The sequence below is a fragment of the Micromonospora echinofusca genome (assembly GCF_900091445.1).
In the GTDB taxonomy this organism is placed as follows: domain Bacteria; phylum Actinomycetota; class Actinomycetes; order Mycobacteriales; family Micromonosporaceae; genus Micromonospora; species Micromonospora echinofusca.
The window spans coordinates 1,657,264-1,674,356 of record NZ_LT607733.1 but is presented as its reverse complement, the minus strand read 5'-3'; the positions used below and the strand labels follow the sequence as shown (position 1 = coordinate 1,674,356).

The following is a 17,093-nucleotide window of genomic DNA, read 5'->3' as shown; positions in this document are numbered from 1 at the left end:
GACCCGTGCCCAGAGTAAGTCAGGACCAGCTCGACGCGCGCCGGCAGGAGATCCTCGCCGCCGCGCGGGCGTGTTTCGCCCGGCACGGCTACGAGGGCGCCACCGTCCGCAGGCTGGAGGAGGCCACCCGACTGTCCCGGGGCGCGATCTTCCACCACTTCCGCGACAAGGACTCGCTCTTCCTCGCCGTCGCCGAGGACGACGCCGCGGCCATGGTGGAGACCGTGGCCCGCAACGGCCTGGTCCAGGTCATGCGGGACCTGCTGGCCGGCGCCGTCTCCCCCGACACCACCGGCTGGCTGGGCAGCCAGCTGGAGGTGTCCCGGCGACTGCGGACCGACCCGGCGTTCGCCAAGCGGTGGGCGCAGCGGTCGGCGGCGGTCGCCGAGGCGACCCGCGACCGGCTGGCCCGGCAGCGGGAGGCGGGCGTGCTCCGCGACGACGTGCCGATCGACGTACTGGCCCAGTTCCTCGAACTCGCCTACGACGGCCTGGTGCTGCACCTGGCGATGGGCCGCCCCGCCGGCGACCTCGGCCCGGTGCTCGACCTGGTCGAGGAGGCCGTGCGCCGCCGCTGACCGTCCGCCCCTGCCACGCGTATCGGTCCGGTAACTCGCCCCACGCGGTGGGTACGCCCTGGCGGGGCTGCTCCACAATTGGGCCGCGATCCCCCTCGCCCGAAGGAGCAGCAGATGACCGTCCCCGCCGCACCTGGTGACACCTGGGGCATCTCCGGCCCCACCTTCCTCCGGGTCTATCTCCTCGTGGCCGTCGTGATCGTCGTCGGTACGCTCGTCCACCGGCTCGCGGTCCTCGCCGGCCCGTCGGTGGGTCACGTCGGCCAGCTCGGCCCGCAGCAGGTCGCCTACCTCAACGGCGGGCAGCAGCTGGCGATCTGGGCCTCCGTCGGCGCGCTGCGCAGCAGCGGCGCCATCGGCGTACGACCGGACCGGCGGCTGACCACCGGCGGGCCCCTGCCGGCCGGGATCACGCCGCTGGACCAGGCGATCCACTTCGCGGCCGGCCGCAACGCCACCACCCGGCAGCTGGCCCGCGACGAGTGGGTGGTCCGGGCGCTCGATCAGCTGCGGGCCAGCCTGGAGCAGCGCGGGCTCGCGCTCGCACCGGCCCGCCGGTCCGCGCTGCGCCTGGGCGCGTTCCTGCTCACCGCCCTGCTGCTGGTCGGCGTGGCGCGCATCGTCGCCGGGCTGGTCAACGACCGTCCGGTGGGCTGGCTCGTGCTGAGCCAGATCCCGCTGATCGTTGTGGCCGTCCTCCTGCACCGGGTGCCGTGGCGCACCCACGCCGCCACCCGGGCACTGCGCGACCTGCGGCGCCAGCACACCTACCTCGCGCCCGCCTCGGGCCCGGCCTACGCCACGTACGGCGCGGCGGGCGCCGCGATGGGCGTCGCGTTGTTCGGCACCGCGTCGCTCTATGCCATGGACCCCGGCTTCGCCAGCCAGGCCGAGATCCAGCGCCAGGCCATCAGCGGCACCGGTTCCTCCTCCGGCGGCGGCGGGTGCGGCGGGGGCAGCTCGTGCAGTGGGGGCAGCTCGTGCGGAGGCGGCGGGGGCTGCGGCGGAGGCGGGTGCGGCGGATGACCGGCCCGCACGGGGTGGGCATCGGCTGGCGGCCGGAGATCGCCGGGTTCGTCGCCGACCTGCCCGGGCTGCGCTTCGTGGAGGTGGTCGCGGAGGGCGTCGCCGCCTCCGGACCGCTGCCGGCGGGGCTGGCCGCGCTGCGCGAGCGCGGCGTGACGGTCGTACCGCACGGCGTGCGCCTGTCCCTCGGCGGCGCGGAACCGGTCGACCCGGCCCGCGTCGCCCACCTGGGCGCGGTGGCGCAGCTGGTCGGGGCGCCGCTGGTCAGCGAGCACATCGCCTTCGTCCGGGCCGGCGGCGTCGAGGCCGGCCACCTGCTGCCGCTGCCCCGCAGCCGCGAGGCGGTCGACGCGGTCTGCGCCAACGTCGCCCGGGCGCAGGCCGGGCTGCCGGTGCCGATCGCGCTGGAACCGATCGCGGCCCTGTTCGACTGGCCCGACGACGAGCTGGACGAGGCCGACTTCCTCACCGAGATCCTGGACCGCACCGGCGCGTTCCTGCTGCTCGACGTCGCCAACGTGTACGCCAACGCCCGCAACCGGGGTACCGACCCGGCCGCGCTGCTCGACCGGCTGCCGCTGGACCGGGTCTCCTACGTGCACGTCGCAGGCGGCGCCGAGCACGGCGGCTACTACCACGACACGCACACCGATGCGGTGCCGCCGCCGGTGCTGGACCTGCTGCGCGAGCTGTGCGCCCGCCGCCGGCCGCCCGCGCTCCTGCTGGAACGCGACGGGCACTACCCGCCCGCCCCGGTGCTGCGCGCCGAGTTGGACGCCCTGGCCGCCGCGTCCGGCTTCCCGGTGGTGACGTGAGCGGCGACCTGGCCGAGCGGCAGGCGGCGCTGGTGGCGGCGCTGGTGGCCGGCGGCCCCGCGCCGGCGGGTTTCGACCCTGCGGCGCTCGCCGCCGCCGGAGCCGCGCTGCTGCGCAAACGCGCCGGGGAGGTGTCCCGGCACTGGCCGTTGCTCGCCGCTGGTCTCGGTCCGCAGTGGTCGGCGACCTTCGCCCGCTGGGCGTCGGGGCGGCCGACCGGGGGCTCGCTGCGCGACGGCTGGGACCTGGCCCGTGACCTGCGTGACCAGGGCGCGCTGCCGCCGCTGGGCGCGGAGGAACTGGCCGCGCGCGAGGCCGCCCACCGCTACGACGGGCACGCGCCGCCGCGCCCGCGTCGGCTGCCGGCGTGGGGGCGCGCCGGCGGCGCCGTCGCGGTCCAGCTCGCCGGTCGGGTACGCCTGCTGCGCCCCGCCCGCCGCTGAACCGCTGCCGCTGAACTGTCGCGCCGCTGAACCGGCGCCACTGGACCGTCCGCCGTCGGCCCGTCCCCTGCTACTGGACCGTCGGCCCCCGGTCGCCGGCCCTGGCGGTCCGAGGGCCCCGCTGGCGGATCCGGCCGGGTGCGGCAGGATCGACGGCATGGATCTCGGACTGACCGATCGGGTGTACGTACTCACCGGCGCCTCCCGGGGGCTGGGCTACGCCACCGCGGAGTGCCTCGTCGCCGACGGCGCCCGCGTCGTGCTCTCCGCCCGCGACGCCGACGCGGTGGCCGCCGCCGCGCAGCGCCTCGGCGGGCCGGAGCGGGCGATCGGGCTGACCGCCGACCTGGCCGACGCGCAGACGCCGCAGCGCCTCGTCGCGGCGGCCCGGGAGCACTTCGGACGGCTGGACGGGGCGCTGGTCTCGGTCGGCGGGCCGCCGCCCGGCAGCGCCGCCTCGGTCACCGACGAGCAGTGGCGCCACTCCTTCGAGACGGTCTTCCTCGGCACCGTCCGCATGGTCCGTACCGTCGCCGAGAACCTGGCCGGGGACGCGGGCGGGGCGGTCGGGCTGGTCCTGTCGACCTCGGCACGCGGGCCGGTGCCCGGCCTGGGCATCTCCAACGGCCTACGGCCCGGCCTGGCGGGCATGGCCAAGGACGTCGCCGACGAGTACGGCCCCCGGGGCGTACGGGTGGTCGGGCTGTTGCCGGGGCGGATCATGACCGACCGCAACGTGGAGCTCTTCGCGGCCACCGGCGACCCCGAGCGGGCACGCGCGGAGGCCGAGGCCGCCATCCCGTTGCGCCGCATCGGCGCCCCCGCCGAGTTCGGCCGGGTGGCCGCGTTCGTGCTCTCCCCCGCCGCGAGCTACCTGAGCGGGGTCACCGTGCCGGTCGACGGCGGCGTACTGCGGAGCCTGTGATGGCCCCGCCCGCCGGCGGGTCGGCCCCCGGCTCCCCCGCCCGGCGGCGGGCGGTGGCGATGGACGCGGCCGCACGGCATCCGCGGCCGACGCGGGAGGAACTCGCCGCGGCGGCGCAGCGCACCATCCCCGACGTCATCGCCCCCGGCCTGGACGTGCTCTTCGTCGGGATCAACCCGGGCCTGTGGTCGGCGGCGACCGGATGGCACTTCGCCCGCCCGGGCAACCGGTTCTGGCCGGCGCTGCACCGGGGCGGGTTCACGCCCCGGCTGCTGCACCCCAGCGAGCAGGACGAGCTGCCGGGCTACGGCCTCGGCATCAGCAACATGGTCGCGCGGGCCAGCGCCCGCGCCGACGAGCTGACCCCGGCCGAACTTCTCGAGGGGGCGCAGATCCTCACCGCCAAGGTCGCGCGGTACCGGCCCCGATGGGTGGCCGTGGTGGGGGTGACCGCGTACCGGATCGGGTTCGCCCGACCGAAGGCCGCCTTCGGGCCGCAGCCGGAGCCGCTGGCGGGCGCCCGACTGTGGGTGCTGCCCAACCCCAGCGGGCTGAACGCGCACTTCACCCCGGAGACGCTCGGCGCCGCGTTCGGGGAGTTGCGGGCGGCGGTCACCGCCGACTGAGGCACCGGTCGGCAGTTGCGCCGCCGACCGGCCGCGACGGCAGCGTCAGCCAACCACGACTCGCGGCAGGATCGATCGGCCGCGACTCGCGGCACGTCAGCCGCCACGGTGGCGACGTCCGGGTGGTCGGCGACGAGCAGGGCGGCGCTGCGGCCGCAGCTCGCGGCAGGGTCAGTTGGCCGCCGCCGGCGGGAGCGCCTCGTCGGCGAGGTAGGGCCGCAGCGGCGGCACGGCCACCGGCTCGGGCCCGGTCGCGTCGGCGTACGGGGTGGGCGAGTCGGCGACCGCGAACTGGGTGCGGTAGAGCTCGGCGTAGAGCCCGCCCACGGCCACCAGTTCCTCGTGGCGCCCCCGCTCGACGATCCGCCCGCCGTCGAGCACCAGGATCTGGTCGGCGTCGCGGACGGTCGAGAGCCGGTGCGCGATCACCAGCGCGGTACGCCCGGTCAGCGCCACCGACAGCGCCCGCTGCACGGCGGCCTCGCTCTCCGAGTCGAGGTGCGCCGTCGCCTCGTCGAGGATCACGATCGACGGGGCCTTGAGCAGCAGCCGGGCGATGGCGATGCGCTGCTTCTCGCCGCCGGAGAAGCGGTAGCCGCGCTCGCCGACCAGCGTGTCCAGCCCTTCCGGCAGCGACCGGACCAGGTCGGCGACCTGCGCCCCGGCCAGGGCCGCCCAGATCTCGTCGTCGGTGGCGTCCGGCTTGGCGTAGCGCAGGTTCTCGGCGATGGTCTCGTGGAACAGGTGCGAATCCTGCGTGACCACCCCGATCTCGTCGCGCAGCGAGTCGAGGGAGGCGTCACGGACGTCGACCCCGCCGACCAGCACCTGCCCGTCGGTGACGTCGTAGATGCGGGAGATCAGCATGGACAGCGTCGACTTGCCGGCGCCGGAGGGGCCGACCAGCGCCACCATCTGCCCCGGCTCGACCGCGAACGAGACGCCCCTGAGCACGGGCTCGTTGACCGTACGGTCGAGGGCGGCGACCTCCTCCAGGGAGGCGAGCGAGATCTCGGCGGCGCTGGGGTAGCGGAACCGCACGTCGCGGAACTCGATCCGACCGGCGTCGCGGGGCACCGGCACGGCGTCGGGCCGCTCCTCGATCGTCGGCTTCAGGTCGAGCACCTCGAAGACCCGGTCGAAGGAGACCAGGGCGCTCATCACGTCGACCCGGACGTTGGACAACGCGGTCAGCGGGCCGTAGAGGCGGGTGAGCAGCAGGGCGAGGGTCACCACGGTGCCGGCGCTGACGTTGCCCGTGACCGCCAGCCAGCCGCCGAGCCCGTAGGTGAGCGCCTGGGCCAGCGACGCCACCAGCAGCATCGCCACGAAGAAGGTCCGCGAGTACATCGCGGACTGGATGCCGATGTCGCGCACCCGCTCGGCCCGCCCGGCGAACCGACGCGCCTCCACCTCGGGGCGGCCGAAGAGCTTCACCAGCAAGGCGCCCGAGACGCCGAACCGCTCGGTCATCGTCGCGTTCATCTTCGCGTCGAGGTTGTAGGACTCCCGGGTGATCTCGGCGAGCCGCTTGCCGACCCGGCGGGCCGGGATGATGAAGACCGGCAGCAGCACCAGCGAGAGCGCGGTGATCTGCCAGGAGAGGGTGAACATCACCGCGGCGGTGAGCACGAGCTGGATGACGTTGCTGACCACCCCGGACAGCGTCGAGGTGAACGCCCGCTGCGCGCCGAGCACGTCGTTGTTGAGCCGGCTGACCAGCGCCCCCGTCTGGGTACGCGTGAAGAACTGCAACGGCATCCGCTGGACGTGGTCGTAGACCCGGGTGCGCAGGTCCAGGATGATGCCCTCGCCGATGCGGGCCGAATACCACCGCTGGGCGAGCGAGAGCAGCGCGTCGGCCACCGCGAGGCCGGCGATGACGAGCGCCAGCCGGACCACCGCGCTGCCGGCGTCGGCACCGCGCCGGGTGATCGTGTCGATCACGTCGCCGGCGAGCACCGGGGTCGCGACCCCGATGACCGCCGCCAGCACCACGGTGACCAGGAAGACGACGATGTCCCGGCGGTAGGGCCGCGCGAAGGCCACGATCCGCCGGGCCACCCCGCGCTTGAGGCGGTGCGTGGAGATCTCGTCGCGGTTGCGCATCGACCGGAGCATGCTCCAGCCGGCCATGCCGCCGCCGGACATCGAGTTGGACACGTTCACCTCCGGGTCGTCGGGCTGACCGCACCGTCAGGTCAATTGTCCCGACGACTCTGACAACCTCGGTCGTAACCCTGGTCTTCCCGAACGGTCCTTACTATTCTCCGCGCCCGGCGAGATCGCGCAGCCGGCGGGTTTGCGCCTCCCGCTCGGCCCGCTGCTGCTCGGCAGCGGACCGGCCGGCCGCGCCGGCGAGCAGGGCCTTGATCTCCACCACCGCGTTGCGGTCGTTGGCGAGCAGCCCGGCGGTCAGGTCACGCACCGCGGCGTCCAGCTCGGCGTTGGGCACCACCAGGGTGGCCAGGCCGATCCGGTCCGCCTCGGCGGCGTCCATCCGCCGGCCGGTCGCGCAGATCTCCAGCGCGCGGCTGTAGCCGACCAGGTCGACCAGGCGTCCCGTGCCGGCGAGGTCCGGGACCAGGCCGAGCGTCACCTCGGCCATGGAGAGCTTCGCGTCCTCGGCGAGCACGCGCAGGTCGCAGGCGAGCGCCAACTGGAAGCCGGCGCCGATCGCGTGCCCCTGCACGGCGGCGACGGAGACGACGTCGGGGCGGTGCAGCCAGGTGAAGCCGCCCTGGTATTCCGCGATCCGGTCGGCACACTCCTGCTCAGGCAGGGTGGCCAGCTCGGCGAACGACCCTGGCCCGGAGGCACCGGCCACGGACAGGTCGAGGCCGGCGGAGAACGCCCGCCCCTCGCCGCGCACGACGACGACGCGTACGTCGCCGGGAAGGTCGCGGGAGAATTCGCTCATCGCGCGCCACATCGCCGGAGTCTGGGCGTTGAGCACGTCGGGCCGGCACAACGTGACCGTCGCGACCGGCCCGTCGCATTCCAGCCGGACCCCGGTCGTCTCGGCGGTCACCGAGCGACCCGGGGAGCGGCGCTGATGGACGACGCTCGTGGGCGGGTCACGCCTTCTTGCGGCGTCGGGCGCCGCCACGCTGCCGCAGCTGAACCCCGGACTCGGTGAGCACCCGGTGGATGAACCCGTAGGAACGGCCGGTCGAGGCCGCGAGCGCGCGGATGCTCTCACCCGAGGTGTACCGCTTTACCAGGTCCTTGGCGAGCGTCTGACGCTCGGCTCCGACGATCCGGCGACCCTTCTCAGTGCTGGTGGCTGTGCCAGTGGCTGCCATGCTGTGTCCTCACGTCCCAGACTGTGCGGTTCGGATACGGTCCCACCTATTAGACCGCCTCGAACGATCATGCGCCAGATATCAACTCTTCGCCAACCGACACGCTATGCAATGTCAGCTTCCCGATAGAGTGATGCTCCCGACCTCCGGGACGCCCGCCCCGACCACGCGCGACGGGCTCAGCCGGCTCGACGGGCTCAGCCGGCTCGACGGGCTCAGCCGGCTCGACGGGCTCAGCCGGCTCGACGGGCTCAGCCGGCTCGACGGGCGGCCCGCCCGTACCCTGCTGGCGTGATCGACCTGTTGGGCACCGCCGCCGGTGCGGCCGTGGTGTTCGCCGCCACCGACGTCGACGACATCGTCGTCCTGACGCTGCTCTTCGTCGCCGCCCGCACCACCGGCCGCCCCCGGCCCTGGCAGATCGTCGCCGGGCAGTACCTGGGCATCGGCGCCCTCGCCCTGGCCAGCGCCGTGGTCGCGGCCGGGCTCCTGGTGGTGCCCGACCCCTGGACGGGACTGCTCGGCCTGCTGCCGGTCGCTCTCGGGGTCCGCGCGCTGCTCGACCGCGACGCCGACGAGACACCCGCGGTGGTGGGCTCCATCATCGGCGTGGCCGGGGTGACGATCGCCAACGGCGCCGACAACATCGCCGTCTACGTACCGGTGTTCCGGGCGCTCGGCCCGGCGGACAGCGCGGTCTTCCTCCTGGTCTTCGTGGTGCTCATCGCGCTGTGGTGTGCGGCCGGCGCCTGGCTCGGCAACCATCCCCGGGTGACGCGGCTGGTCGGGCGCGCGGGCCACTGGCTCGTTCCGGCGATCTTCATCGCCATCGGCGTGGTCATCCTGGCCACCTCGGGCGTCCTGCCCCACCTACGCGACCTCCTGCGCTGACCGCACGACCCACCCACACCCACCGCAACCCACCCACCCACCGGGCCACCCCACCGGGTCGATCATGAAGTTGTTGTCGCGACACGCCGGGCCGGAGTGCAACAACTTCATGATCGACGGGGCAGGGGCGGGGCCGAGGGCAGGGGCGGGGCCGAGGGCGGGGGTGGGTCAGGGCGGGGGTGGGTCAGGCGAGTTCCACCAACTCCAGGAGGTCGTCGCTCCAGGCGTCCTCGTCGCCGTCGGGCAGCAGGATGGCGCGGTCGGGCTTGAGCGCCATGACCGCGCCGGGGTCGTGGGTGACCAGCACGATCGCGCCCGGGTAGCGGGCGATGGCGTCGAGCACCTGCTCCCGGCTGACCGGGTCGAGGTTGTTCGTCGGCTCGTCGAGCAGCAGCACGTTGGCGCCGGAGCAGACCAGGGTGGCCAGCGCGAGCCGGGTCTTCTCGCCGCCGGAGAGCACCCCGGCCGGCTTGTCCACGTCCTCGCCGGAGAAGAGGAACGCACCGAGGATCTTGCGCAGGTCGGTGTCGGTCTGCTCGATGGCGGCGCTGCGCATGTGCTCCAGCACCGTACGGTCCACGTCGAGCGTCTCGTGTTCCTGCGCGTAGTAGCCGAGCCGCAGACCGTGCCCGGCGTGCACCCCGCCGGTGTCGGGCTCCAGCAGCCCGCCGAGCATCCGCAGCAGGGTGGTCTTGCCGGCACCGTTGAGCCCGAGGATGGCCACCCGGGAGCCCCGGTCGACCGCCACGTTGACGTCGGTGAAGATCTCCAGGGAGCCGTACGACTTCGACAGGCCGGTCGCGGTGAGCGGGGTCTTTCCGCACGGGGCCGGGCTGGGGAAACGCACCTTCGCCACCTTGTCGGCGACGCGTACCTCCTCCAGGCCCGAGATCAGCTTTTCGGCCCGGCGGGCCATGTTCTGCGCGGCGACGGTCTTGGTGGCCTTGGCCCGCATCTTGTCGGCCTGCGCCATCAGCGCGCCGGCCTTCTTCTCGGCGTTGGCCCGCTCCCGGCGGCGGCGCCGCTCGTCGGTCTCGCGGGCCTCCAGGTACGCCTTCCAGCCCAGGTTGTAGACGTCGACGACCGAGCGGGTGGCGTCGAGGAACCACACCTTGTTGACCACCGACTCGAGCAGCGAGCCGTCGTGGGAGATCACGATCAGCCCGCCCTTGTGGTTGGCGAGGAAGCTGCGCAGCCAGGTGATCGAGTCGGCGTCGAGGTGGTTGGTCGGCTCGTCGAGCAGCAGGATGCCGCCGCCGTTCTCGCCGGCGTCGCGGAACAGGATCCGGGCCAGCTCGATGCGGCGGCGCTGACCACCGGAGAGCGTGCCGATGGTCTGGGCGAGGGCACGGTCCGGCAGGCCGAGGTTGGCGCAGATCCGGGCGGCCTCGGCCTCGGCCGCGTAGCCGCCGAGGGAGGCGAACTGGTCCTCCAGCGCGCCGTAGCGGCGGACCAGCTTGTCGTCGGCACCGTCGGCGAGCTTGGCCTCGATCTCCTTCATCTGGGCCATCAGCACGTCCAGGCCGCGGGCGGACAGGACGCGGTCGCGTCCGGTGACCTCCAGGTCGCCGGTGCGCGGGTCCTGCGGGAGGTAACCGATGGCGCTGCGCCGGTCGATCTGCCCGGCGTACGGCTGACCCTCGCCGGCGAGCACCTTCAGCGTGGTGGTCTTGCCGGCGCCGTTGCGGCCGACCAGGCCGATCCGGTCACCCGGCTGCACGCGCAGGGTGGTGTCGGACAGCAGGATCCGGGCGCCGGCGCGCAGCTCCAGGCCGGTGGCAGTGATCATGTCGGAGGACTCGCTCTCGGGGTCTGGAAGGGCTGACTCAGGGCACGCGAAAGCGCCGGCGAGCACGAGGCCCGTCGGCGCGGGGCGGTTCAGCCTTCGCAGAGCAGCACGGCGCAAGTGTACCGGGCGCCGCCCGACCACCCCTCCGGATTACCGATCAAGATCATCGGGTACCGGAACGCCGTCCGGACCCGGTCCGGTACCGCAACCACCAAGACGGATCAAATCGGGTGATCGGGGTTGACATGGAGCTGAACGAGAACGCGCGGATCGACACCAGCCAGGTGGACGACCGGCGAGGATCCGGCGGAGGCGGCGGGCTGGGCGGCATCCCCATCCCGATCGGCGGCGGCCGGGGCGGCATCGTGGGCCTGGTCATCGCCGTGCTCGTCGCGCTCGTCGGCGGCGGCTTCGGCCTGAACGCGGCCACGAACGGCGGCGACGAGCCGCAGGGCGACAACGCGTCGCTGGAACAGAAGTGCTCGGCCGAGGACGCGCTCCAGCAGCTCGACTGCCGCAACACGCTCTACGTCAACTCCATCCAGGCGTACTGGCAGAAGGCCCTGCCCGAGGCGTTCGGCGAGCAGTACCGCCCGTCGCGCACGGTGTTCTTCAGCCAGGGCGTCAGCACCGCCTGCGGGCAGGCCGACTCCGGCGTCGGCCCGTTCTACTGCCCCGCCGACGACCAGGTCTACATCGACCTGACCTTCTACCAGGTGCTCGCCCAGCAGCTCGGCGCCGCCGGCGAGTTCGCCCAGCCGTACGTGCTCGCCCACGAGTACGGCCACCACGTGCAGGACCTCCTCGGCACCGAGGCCCAGATGCGCCGCCAGCAGCAGCGCGACCCGGACAGCGCGAACGCGCTCTCGGTGAAGCTGGAGTTGCAGGCCGACTGCTACGCGGGCGCCTGGGCCAAGAACGCCACCGGCACCGCCGACGCGAGCGGTCAGAAGATCTTCACCAGCATCAGCGAGCAGGACATCCAGCAGGCCATCGACGCCGCCGAGAAGATCGGCGACGACGCCATCTCGGAGCGGGCCAACCGGCCGGTCAACCCCGACGAGTTCACCCACGGCTCCTCCGCCCAGCGCAAGGAGTGGTTCACCCGGGGCTACTCCACCGGCGACCCGAAGTCCTGCGACACCTTCCGCGGCAGCCTCTGAGCACGCAGAACCCCGTCCTGACGGACGTCCCCACGGGCCCGGTCGGCGACCGGGCCCGTGGCGTACGTGTACGGGGCGGCGGCGGTCAGACCCGCTGCCAGAGCGCCGGCACGTTCGGCGGCTCCCAGCCCGGCTGGGCGGTGTGCCCCTGCAGGCAGCGGTAGGACACCCCCGCGTAGGTCACCGTCGCGCCGGCGGCGTACCCGGTGCCGGCCTGCCAGGTCGTGCCGCTGGGCGGGTTGCCCGTAGAGGTGGGGGTGGGCGCGGGGCCGCCGGCGGTGACGAGGGTCAGCCCGTACGCGGCGGCCCCCGCCGCCGCCCCCTCGTCGCCGAGGGCGACGTGGCAGCGCACCAGCTCGGCGTGCAGGATCAGCAGGGCCGACGGATCCGGATACCCGTCGCGCATCAGCGCGTCGCGGGCCTCGGTGAGCAGGTAGCGGGCGTAGCGCGGGTCACCGTCGTGGTACGCCAGCCCGGCGCGGCCGGCCGCCACCTCGGCGCGTACGTGCGGCGCCGCCCCCACCAGGAGGGCCTCCGCCCGGTCGAGCTGGGCCGACGCGGTACCGGGTTCGTCGCGGCGCAGCGCCACGCCCGCCAGGCCGAGCCGGGCCCGGGCTTCCAGCACCGGCTCCGCCAGGTCGGCGGCGGCCCCGGCCACCTCGCGGCAGATGGCGGCCGTCTCGTCGACGGAGCCGGCCAGGTCGGCCTCGGCCAGGCGCAGCCCCAGGCGCACCACCTCGGCCGGCGAGCGGCCGGTGGTCAGGTCCGAGGGCGTGACACCGAGCCGCTCGGCGAAGTGGGCGACGGCGTCACCCGAGGGCACCCGCCGACCGCTCTCCACGGCGGAGACGTACGCCGCGGTGTAGCGGGGCTCGGCCAGGGCGCGCTGCGTGAGCCCCCGTTGCGTACGCAGCCGCTGCACCCGCGCGCCCAGCCCGCTCGTCGCCGTATCCGCCCCGTCCGGCTCCGGCCGGCTCACGACAGCCGCTCCGCCGCACGCAGGCCGCGGCGCAGCACCGCCGCTGCCTCGTCCCGCTCCGCCCGGGCCAGCAACAGCTCCGCCAGGTGGTGGCAGGTGATCACCACGTCACCCATCAGGCCGGCCCGCTCGTACCGGTCGACCGCCCGCAACAGCAGCCGCCGCGCCTGCTCGCCGTCGCCCTGGGCGGCGCGCACCAGCCCGCGTACCCGGTCGGCCTCGGCCATGATCTCGCGGTGGTCGCTGGCGGTCGCCGCCCCGGCCGCCTCCTCGGCCAGCTCGGCCGCCTCGTCCAGCGCGCCCTCGCGCCGGCGGGCCTCGGCCAGCTCCAGCGTCGCCCCGGCGTGGTCGAGCACCGCGCCGACGTCGCCCAGCGTCTCCCGGGCGCGCCGCAGCTGCGTCCCCGCCTCCCCCGGCCGCCCGGCCCGCAGCAGCACGTAGCCACGGGCCCAGTGACACAGGCCGATCTCCCGGGTGAGCCCCAGCTCGGTGTAGCGACGGACGGCCTCCCGCAGGTGCCGGTCCGCCTCGTCCAGCTCGCCGTCGCGCCGCAACTGCCCGGCGACGGCGTGGAACTGCGCCACCCACTCCCGGTTGGTCGCCCGGGTCAGCAGGGGCGCCACCTCCCGCTCCAACCGCCGGGCCCGCTCCCGCCAGCTCAGCTCGAGGAACGTGTACATCAACGCGTTGGTCAACCGCAGCTCGGCGTCGGCGTCCACCGGCGGCGCCGCCCGCAGGACCCGCAGGCCGCCCTCCAGGATCGCCACCGCCCGCGGCGCGTCCCCGGCGACCAGCAGGCAGTACGCCTGCCGGGCCAGCACCGCCGCGCGCAGCGCCGGGGAGTCGTCGGGCAGGTCCCCGGCCAGCTCGTCGTACCGGGCGGCCGCGTCCTCGGTGCGCCCACGGTGCAGTTGGGCCTCCGCCAGGTGGTATCCGGCCCAACCGGCCAGCTCGGACAGTCGGTAGCGCTCCGCGCGGCGGCGTATCCCGGTCAACGCCCGCTCGGCGGCGTCCAGCCGACCGGCGGAGAGGTCCCGGCGGGCCGCCGCCTGCTCGGCGGCGAGCTGGGCGGCGGCGTTCGCCGGCCGACCGTGGCGCAGGTCGTCCACCGCCAGCCCGAGGCGGTCGGCGAAGTGGGCCAGCGCCTCGGGGCTCGGCATCCGGGCACCCGACTCCACGGCGCCCAGGTAGGCGCGGGTGTAACGGGAGCCGACGACCTGCTGCTGGGTCAGGCCCCGGGCCAGGCGCAGCCGTCGGATCCGGCCACCCAGGCTCTCCCCGACCGCGTCGTCGTGGGAGTCGACGACCCCGACCACGGCGACGTCGGCCGCCGCCGCCCCCGCCATCCTGGCTCCCTCCCCCACCGTCGCGCCCAGCCTAGTGCGCCAGGTCAGGACGGGGCGGGATCGCGCACCAGGATCCGGACCGCCCGGGCCGCCGCGATCGCGCCGACGAGCACGGCGTGGCGGGGCTCGGGCACGTCCAGCAGCCGCTCCGCGCGCAGCGCCGCCAGCGGAGCGAGCCGCCGGTCGGCCAGCACGGTGTCCACCGCCCGCCGGTCGCCGCCGCAGACCAACGCGCGCAAGGACGACGCCTCCGGCAGCAGCAGCCGTACGGCCAGGTCGGCGGCGTCGCCCAGCGCCGCCTTCGCCTGGTTGTCGCGCCGCCTGGCGAAGCGCTGCTGCGACCAGCCCCCGGCGGCGGTGCGCCCCTGCACGTAGCGGGTGTCCACCTTGGAGACGACCAGCTTCTCCCCCGCCGCCACGCCGAGGGCCACCGCGCCCTTCCGGGCGAGCAGCAGGCCGATCCGGCGGGGCGCGGCCGCGGCGGCCACGAAACCGGGCAGGTCGGGGGCGGCGGGCGCGCCGGGCGGGGCGTGCAGCTCGGCGGTCGCGCCGTCCGCAGCCGTGAGCAGCAGCCCGTACGCCTCGACGGTGGCGGTGGGCGGGCCGTGCCGGTCGGCGAAGCCCTCCACCCAGCGGGCCACCCGGGCCGGGTCCACCTCGACCCACCGGCCGCCTCCGGCTGCGGGTCGGCTGCTCATACGCCGAACCTACGGCACGGCGACCGGCCCACCGCCACGGGTGGGTGGACCCGCGGCGGCGGGCCGCCGCCGGGCAGCGGCGACCGGCCGGGCTCAGCCGGGCAGCGGCGACCGGGCCCGGACTCAGCCGGGCAGCAGCACCGCCACGGCCAGGGCGGCGACGATCGCGCTGGAGAGCAGTGCGGTCACCAGCCGGCCGCGCGGGCCGGTCAGCACCCGGCCGACCAGGCTGCCTCCGCCGGCGATCACCAGCTGCCAGCTCGCCGAGGCGACGAACGCGCCGAGCACGAAGAGGCCGGCGGCGAGCGGATCCGGCTCGGCGCGGTCCGCTCGGCCCAGCACGAGCGCGGCGAAGTAGACCACGGTCGCGGGGTTCAGCAGGGTCAGCGCGAGCACGCCGGCGAAGGCGCGGGCCGGGGTGTCCAGGGCACCGCGACCGGCGGCGGCCCGGGTCACGGGGCGGGGACGCAGCGCACGCCAGGCGCCGTGGCCGGCGAGGGCGAGCAGCACCAGCGCTGCGGCCGGCCGCAGCGGCCCGGCGACCGGGGCGACGAGCCCGGCGACGGCGGCCCCGCCGAGGGCCGCCACGGCGGCGTAGAGCCCGTCGGCGGTGGCCACTCCGAACGCGGCGGCGGCGCCGACCCGGAACGAGGTGCGGGCGCTGAGCCCGAGGATGAGCACCGCGATCGCGCCGACCGGGATGGCGACGCCGTAGCCGGCGACCAGGCCGGCCAGGAACGCGCCGGTCACGACGGTCGGCTGCGGACCCCGACGCGACCGGACGACGTCCGCTGTCGGCGCGCGGCGGTGGCCGCGGCGACGGGGAGGTTCTGCACCGGGTACGTCTCGATCACGCCCCGATCCTGCTTCCCCACCCCGCCCGCGGCCACCGGTTTCCCGGCGTTCGCCGGCTACGACGGGTGCCGGCGGTGGGCGTTCAGGCCAGCTGGTGCGTCGCGACCGCGCTCGAGCAGTCGGCGATGGTGGTGGGCTGCGAGACGTTGAGGGCGTCCAACCGGGACCATCCGTTGACCCCGGTGGTGGTGTTACGGAGGAAGATCCAGAGCGCGTTGGTGTAGGTGGCGCAGTGGACGTCGATCCCCTGGCTCGGGTAACCGAGCCCGCGACTGCCGCAGTCGACGTGCGGATAGGCGCGGATGTTGGTCCCGTTTCCGAACGAGATGGCACCCCCGCTGTACAGATCCGGGTGGGTGCCGTGCCCACTACAGTGCGCACTGGCCGGGCTGGCCGGCAGCAACGCCAGCGCCGAGCCACTCGTGACGAGCGCCAGCGCGGACGCGACAGAGATCAACCGAGATCGCATGTGCCATCTCCTCTGCAAAGGCGGTGACAGATATCGATAGATGATGTCACGCGATCGCGTCCTGGTGTCCGCTTCGCCGGAACACCGCAACCTGAAAGAAAAGGGGGCGTCCCCGTACGCACGGGTCGTCCGCCGCCGACATCCTCGTCGCCGTCGGCGAACTGGCCGCCGTCGTCGGTCGCCGCAGTACGGGTCGAGCGCGCCGCCCCCGTGGGGGCGACGCGCTCGACGGGAACCGGCGCCGGGCCGGTCAGACGTTGAAGCCGAGGGAGCGGAGCTGGTCGCGTCCCTCGTCGGTGATCTTGTCCGGGCCCCACGGCGGGAGCCACACCCAGTTGATCCGGATGTCGCCGACCAGGCCGCCACCCGGGCCGGTGGTGAGCGCCTGCCGGGTCTGGTCCTCGATCACGTCGGTCAGCGGGCACGCCGCCGAGGTCAGCGTCATGTCCAGGGTGGCGACGTTGTCGTCGTCGACGTGCACGCCGTACAACAGGCCGAGGTCGACCACGTTGATGCCCAGCTCGGGGTCGACGACGTCCTTCATCGCCTCCTCGATGTCGGCGACGGCGGCCCTGCCCCCGGCGGCCGACGCGCCGTTCGTCGCCGGTGCGGCGGCGTCCGCTGCCGGGGCGGCGGCGCCTTCGGTCGCCGGGGTCGCCGCGGTGGCGGTGTCCTCGCTGCTCATGCCTCAACCTCCGTCGGGCTCACGCCCACACCGGCGCGTGCCGCGGCGTCCTTGAACGCCATCCACGGCAACAGCGCGCACTTGACCCGGGCGGGGTAGCGGGCGACGCCCGCGAACGCGACCCCGTCACCGAGCACGTCCTCGTCCGGCGTGACCTGGCCACGGCCGGACATCAACTCGACGAACGCCTCGTGCACCCGGAACGCGTCGCCCGCGCCCCGGCCCACCAGCAGCTCGTGCAGCACGCTCGCCGACGCCTGGCTGATCGAGCAGCCCAAGCCGTCGTACGAGACGTCGTGCAGCACGTCGCCGTCGGTGGCAACCCGTACGGTGACCTCGTCACCGCAGGTCGGGTTGACGTGGTGCGCCTCGGCGACCCGGGCGCCCGTGGCGTCCGGGTCGCGCAGGCCGCGACCGTGCGGGTGCTTGTAGTGGTCCAGGATGATCTCCTGGTAAAGAGACTCAAGCTGCATCAGGCTGAACTCCCGTCGATCCGCGGG

Annotated in this window: 20 protein-coding genes; 9 read left to right on the top strand and 11 right to left on the bottom strand. The window is 74.7% G+C overall.

The annotated features are described in order from the left end of the window. Positions 1-5: 5 nt before the first annotated feature. The 6 genes from GA0070610_RS07725 (at position 6) to mug (ending at position 4,413) form a co-directional block, all read left to right on the top strand. Positions 6-578 carry a TetR/AcrR family transcriptional regulator gene (locus tag GA0070610_RS07725; RefSeq protein ID WP_088999390.1) on the top strand — a complete coding sequence of 191 codons (573 nt, stop codon included), beginning with the start codon at positions 6-8 and terminating at the stop codon, positions 576-578. A 114-nt stretch (positions 579-692) separates the two neighbouring features. Continuing rightward, entirely contained in the window at positions 693-1,604 is a 912-nt protein-coding gene (locus GA0070610_RS07720; protein WP_088999389.1) for a TIGR04222 domain-containing membrane protein, read from the top strand. After that, entirely contained in the window at positions 1,601-2,419 is an 819-nt protein-coding gene (locus GA0070610_RS07715) for a DUF692 domain-containing protein (protein ID WP_089003345.1), read from the top strand. Before GA0070610_RS07720 ends, GA0070610_RS07715 begins: the two co-directional genes overlap by 4 nt. Further along, entirely contained in the window at positions 2,416-2,862 is a 447-nt protein-coding gene (locus GA0070610_RS07710; RefSeq protein WP_088999388.1) for a hypothetical protein, read from the top strand. Before GA0070610_RS07715 ends, GA0070610_RS07710 begins: the two co-directional genes overlap by 4 nt. 157 nt (positions 2,863-3,019) lie before the next feature. After that, the gene (locus GA0070610_RS07705; RefSeq protein WP_088999387.1) at positions 3,020-3,787 is read left to right on the top strand and encodes an SDR family oxidoreductase; all 768 of its coding nucleotides are present in this window, start codon (positions 3,020-3,022) and stop codon (positions 3,785-3,787) included. Then, the gene (gene mug / locus GA0070610_RS07700) at positions 3,787-4,413 is read left to right on the top strand and encodes a G/U mismatch-specific DNA glycosylase (RefSeq protein ID WP_197697803.1); all 627 of its coding nucleotides are present in this window, start codon (positions 3,787-3,789) and stop codon (positions 4,411-4,413) included. The genes GA0070610_RS07705 and mug overlap by 1 nt, the downstream gene beginning before the upstream one ends. A 171-nt stretch (positions 4,414-4,584) precedes the next feature. Here the strand turns inward: mug and GA0070610_RS07695 are convergent, their stop codons facing one another. The 3 genes from GA0070610_RS07695 to GA0070610_RS07685 all read right to left on the bottom strand — a co-directional run bounded on the left by GA0070610_RS07695 (position 4,585) and on the right by GA0070610_RS07685 (position 7,718). Next, complete coding sequence (locus tag GA0070610_RS07695; protein WP_089003343.1) at positions 4,585-6,564, bottom strand: ABC transporter ATP-binding protein; 1,980 nt, start codon at positions 6,562-6,564, stop codon at positions 4,585-4,587. A gap of 112 nt (positions 6,565-6,676) precedes the next feature. Continuing rightward, the gene (locus GA0070610_RS07690; RefSeq protein ID WP_088999386.1) at positions 6,677-7,444 is read right to left on the bottom strand and encodes an enoyl-CoA hydratase/isomerase family protein; all 768 of its coding nucleotides are present in this window, start codon (positions 7,442-7,444) and stop codon (positions 6,677-6,679) included. Positions 7,445-7,490: 46 nt separating this feature from the next. Then, positions 7,491-7,718 carry a helix-turn-helix domain-containing protein gene (locus GA0070610_RS07685; protein ID WP_007462679.1) on the bottom strand — a complete coding sequence of 76 codons (228 nt, stop codon included), beginning with the start codon at positions 7,716-7,718 and terminating at the stop codon, positions 7,491-7,493. A gap of 133 nt (positions 7,719-7,851) precedes the next feature. On the opposite strand from GA0070610_RS07685, the gene GA0070610_RS30360 reads away from it, so the two are divergent. Together GA0070610_RS30360 and GA0070610_RS07680 are read left to right on the top strand one after the other, a co-directional pair. Beyond that, on the top strand, positions 7,852-8,013 hold the full coding sequence (locus GA0070610_RS30360; RefSeq protein WP_157747059.1) for a hypothetical protein: 162 nt from the start codon (positions 7,852-7,854) through the stop codon (positions 8,011-8,013). Next, a complete protein-coding gene (locus tag GA0070610_RS07680; protein WP_172896443.1) occupies positions 8,010-8,609 on the top strand; it encodes a cadmium resistance transporter in 600 nt (199 codons plus the stop codon). The genes GA0070610_RS30360 and GA0070610_RS07680 overlap by 4 nt, the downstream gene beginning before the upstream one ends. Positions 8,610-8,793: 184 nt before the next feature. Here GA0070610_RS07680 and GA0070610_RS07675 read toward each other — a convergent pair whose 3' ends face one another. Then, the gene (locus tag GA0070610_RS07675; RefSeq protein WP_088999385.1) at positions 8,794-10,398 is read right to left on the bottom strand and encodes an ABC-F family ATP-binding cassette domain-containing protein; all 1,605 of its coding nucleotides are present in this window, start codon (positions 10,396-10,398) and stop codon (positions 8,794-8,796) included. A gap of 245 nt (positions 10,399-10,643) precedes the next feature. Here GA0070610_RS07675 and ypfJ point away from each other — a divergent pair, with 245 nt between their 5' ends. After that, entirely contained in the window at positions 10,644-11,561 is a 918-nt protein-coding gene (ypfJ, locus tag GA0070610_RS07670; protein WP_088999384.1) for a KPN_02809 family neutral zinc metallopeptidase, read from the top strand. An 85-nt stretch (positions 11,562-11,646) separates the two neighbouring features. On the opposite strand, the gene GA0070610_RS07665 is transcribed toward ypfJ, so the two are convergent. The 7 genes from GA0070610_RS07665 to sufU all read right to left on the bottom strand — a co-directional run bounded on the left by GA0070610_RS07665 (position 11,647) and on the right by sufU (position 17,066). Further along, positions 11,647-12,540, bottom strand: coding sequence for a carbohydrate-binding protein (locus GA0070610_RS07665; protein WP_088999383.1), 894 nt, complete (start codon positions 12,538-12,540; stop codon positions 11,647-11,649). Continuing rightward, positions 12,537-13,886, bottom strand: coding sequence for a helix-turn-helix domain-containing protein (locus GA0070610_RS07660; RefSeq protein ID WP_088999382.1), 1,350 nt, complete (start codon positions 13,884-13,886; stop codon positions 12,537-12,539). The genes GA0070610_RS07665 and GA0070610_RS07660 overlap by 4 nt, the downstream gene beginning before the upstream one ends. A gap of 44 nt (positions 13,887-13,930) precedes the next feature. After that, positions 13,931-14,584: an acVLRF1 family peptidyl-tRNA hydrolase gene (locus GA0070610_RS07655; RefSeq protein WP_088999381.1), complete on the bottom strand. Its 654-nt coding sequence runs from the start codon at positions 14,582-14,584 to the stop codon at positions 13,931-13,933. Between the two features lie 123 nt (positions 14,585-14,707). Beyond that, positions 14,708-15,334, bottom strand: a complete 627-nt coding sequence (locus tag GA0070610_RS07650) for a LysE family transporter (protein WP_088999380.1) — start codon at positions 15,332-15,334, stop codon at positions 14,708-14,710. 187 nt (positions 15,335-15,521) lie between these two features. Further along, positions 15,522-15,908, bottom strand: a complete 387-nt coding sequence (locus GA0070610_RS07645; protein ID WP_157747058.1) for a hypothetical protein — start codon at positions 15,906-15,908, stop codon at positions 15,522-15,524. Between the two features lie 250 nt (positions 15,909-16,158). After that, entirely contained in the window at positions 16,159-16,593 is a 435-nt protein-coding gene (locus tag GA0070610_RS07640) for a metal-sulfur cluster assembly factor (protein WP_088999378.1), read from the bottom strand. Continuing rightward, positions 16,590-17,066, bottom strand: a complete 477-nt coding sequence (gene sufU / locus GA0070610_RS07635; RefSeq protein ID WP_088999377.1) for a Fe-S cluster assembly sulfur transfer protein SufU — start codon at positions 17,064-17,066, stop codon at positions 16,590-16,592. The genes GA0070610_RS07640 and sufU overlap by 4 nt, the downstream gene beginning before the upstream one ends. Positions 17,067-17,093: the final 27 nt, after the last annotated feature.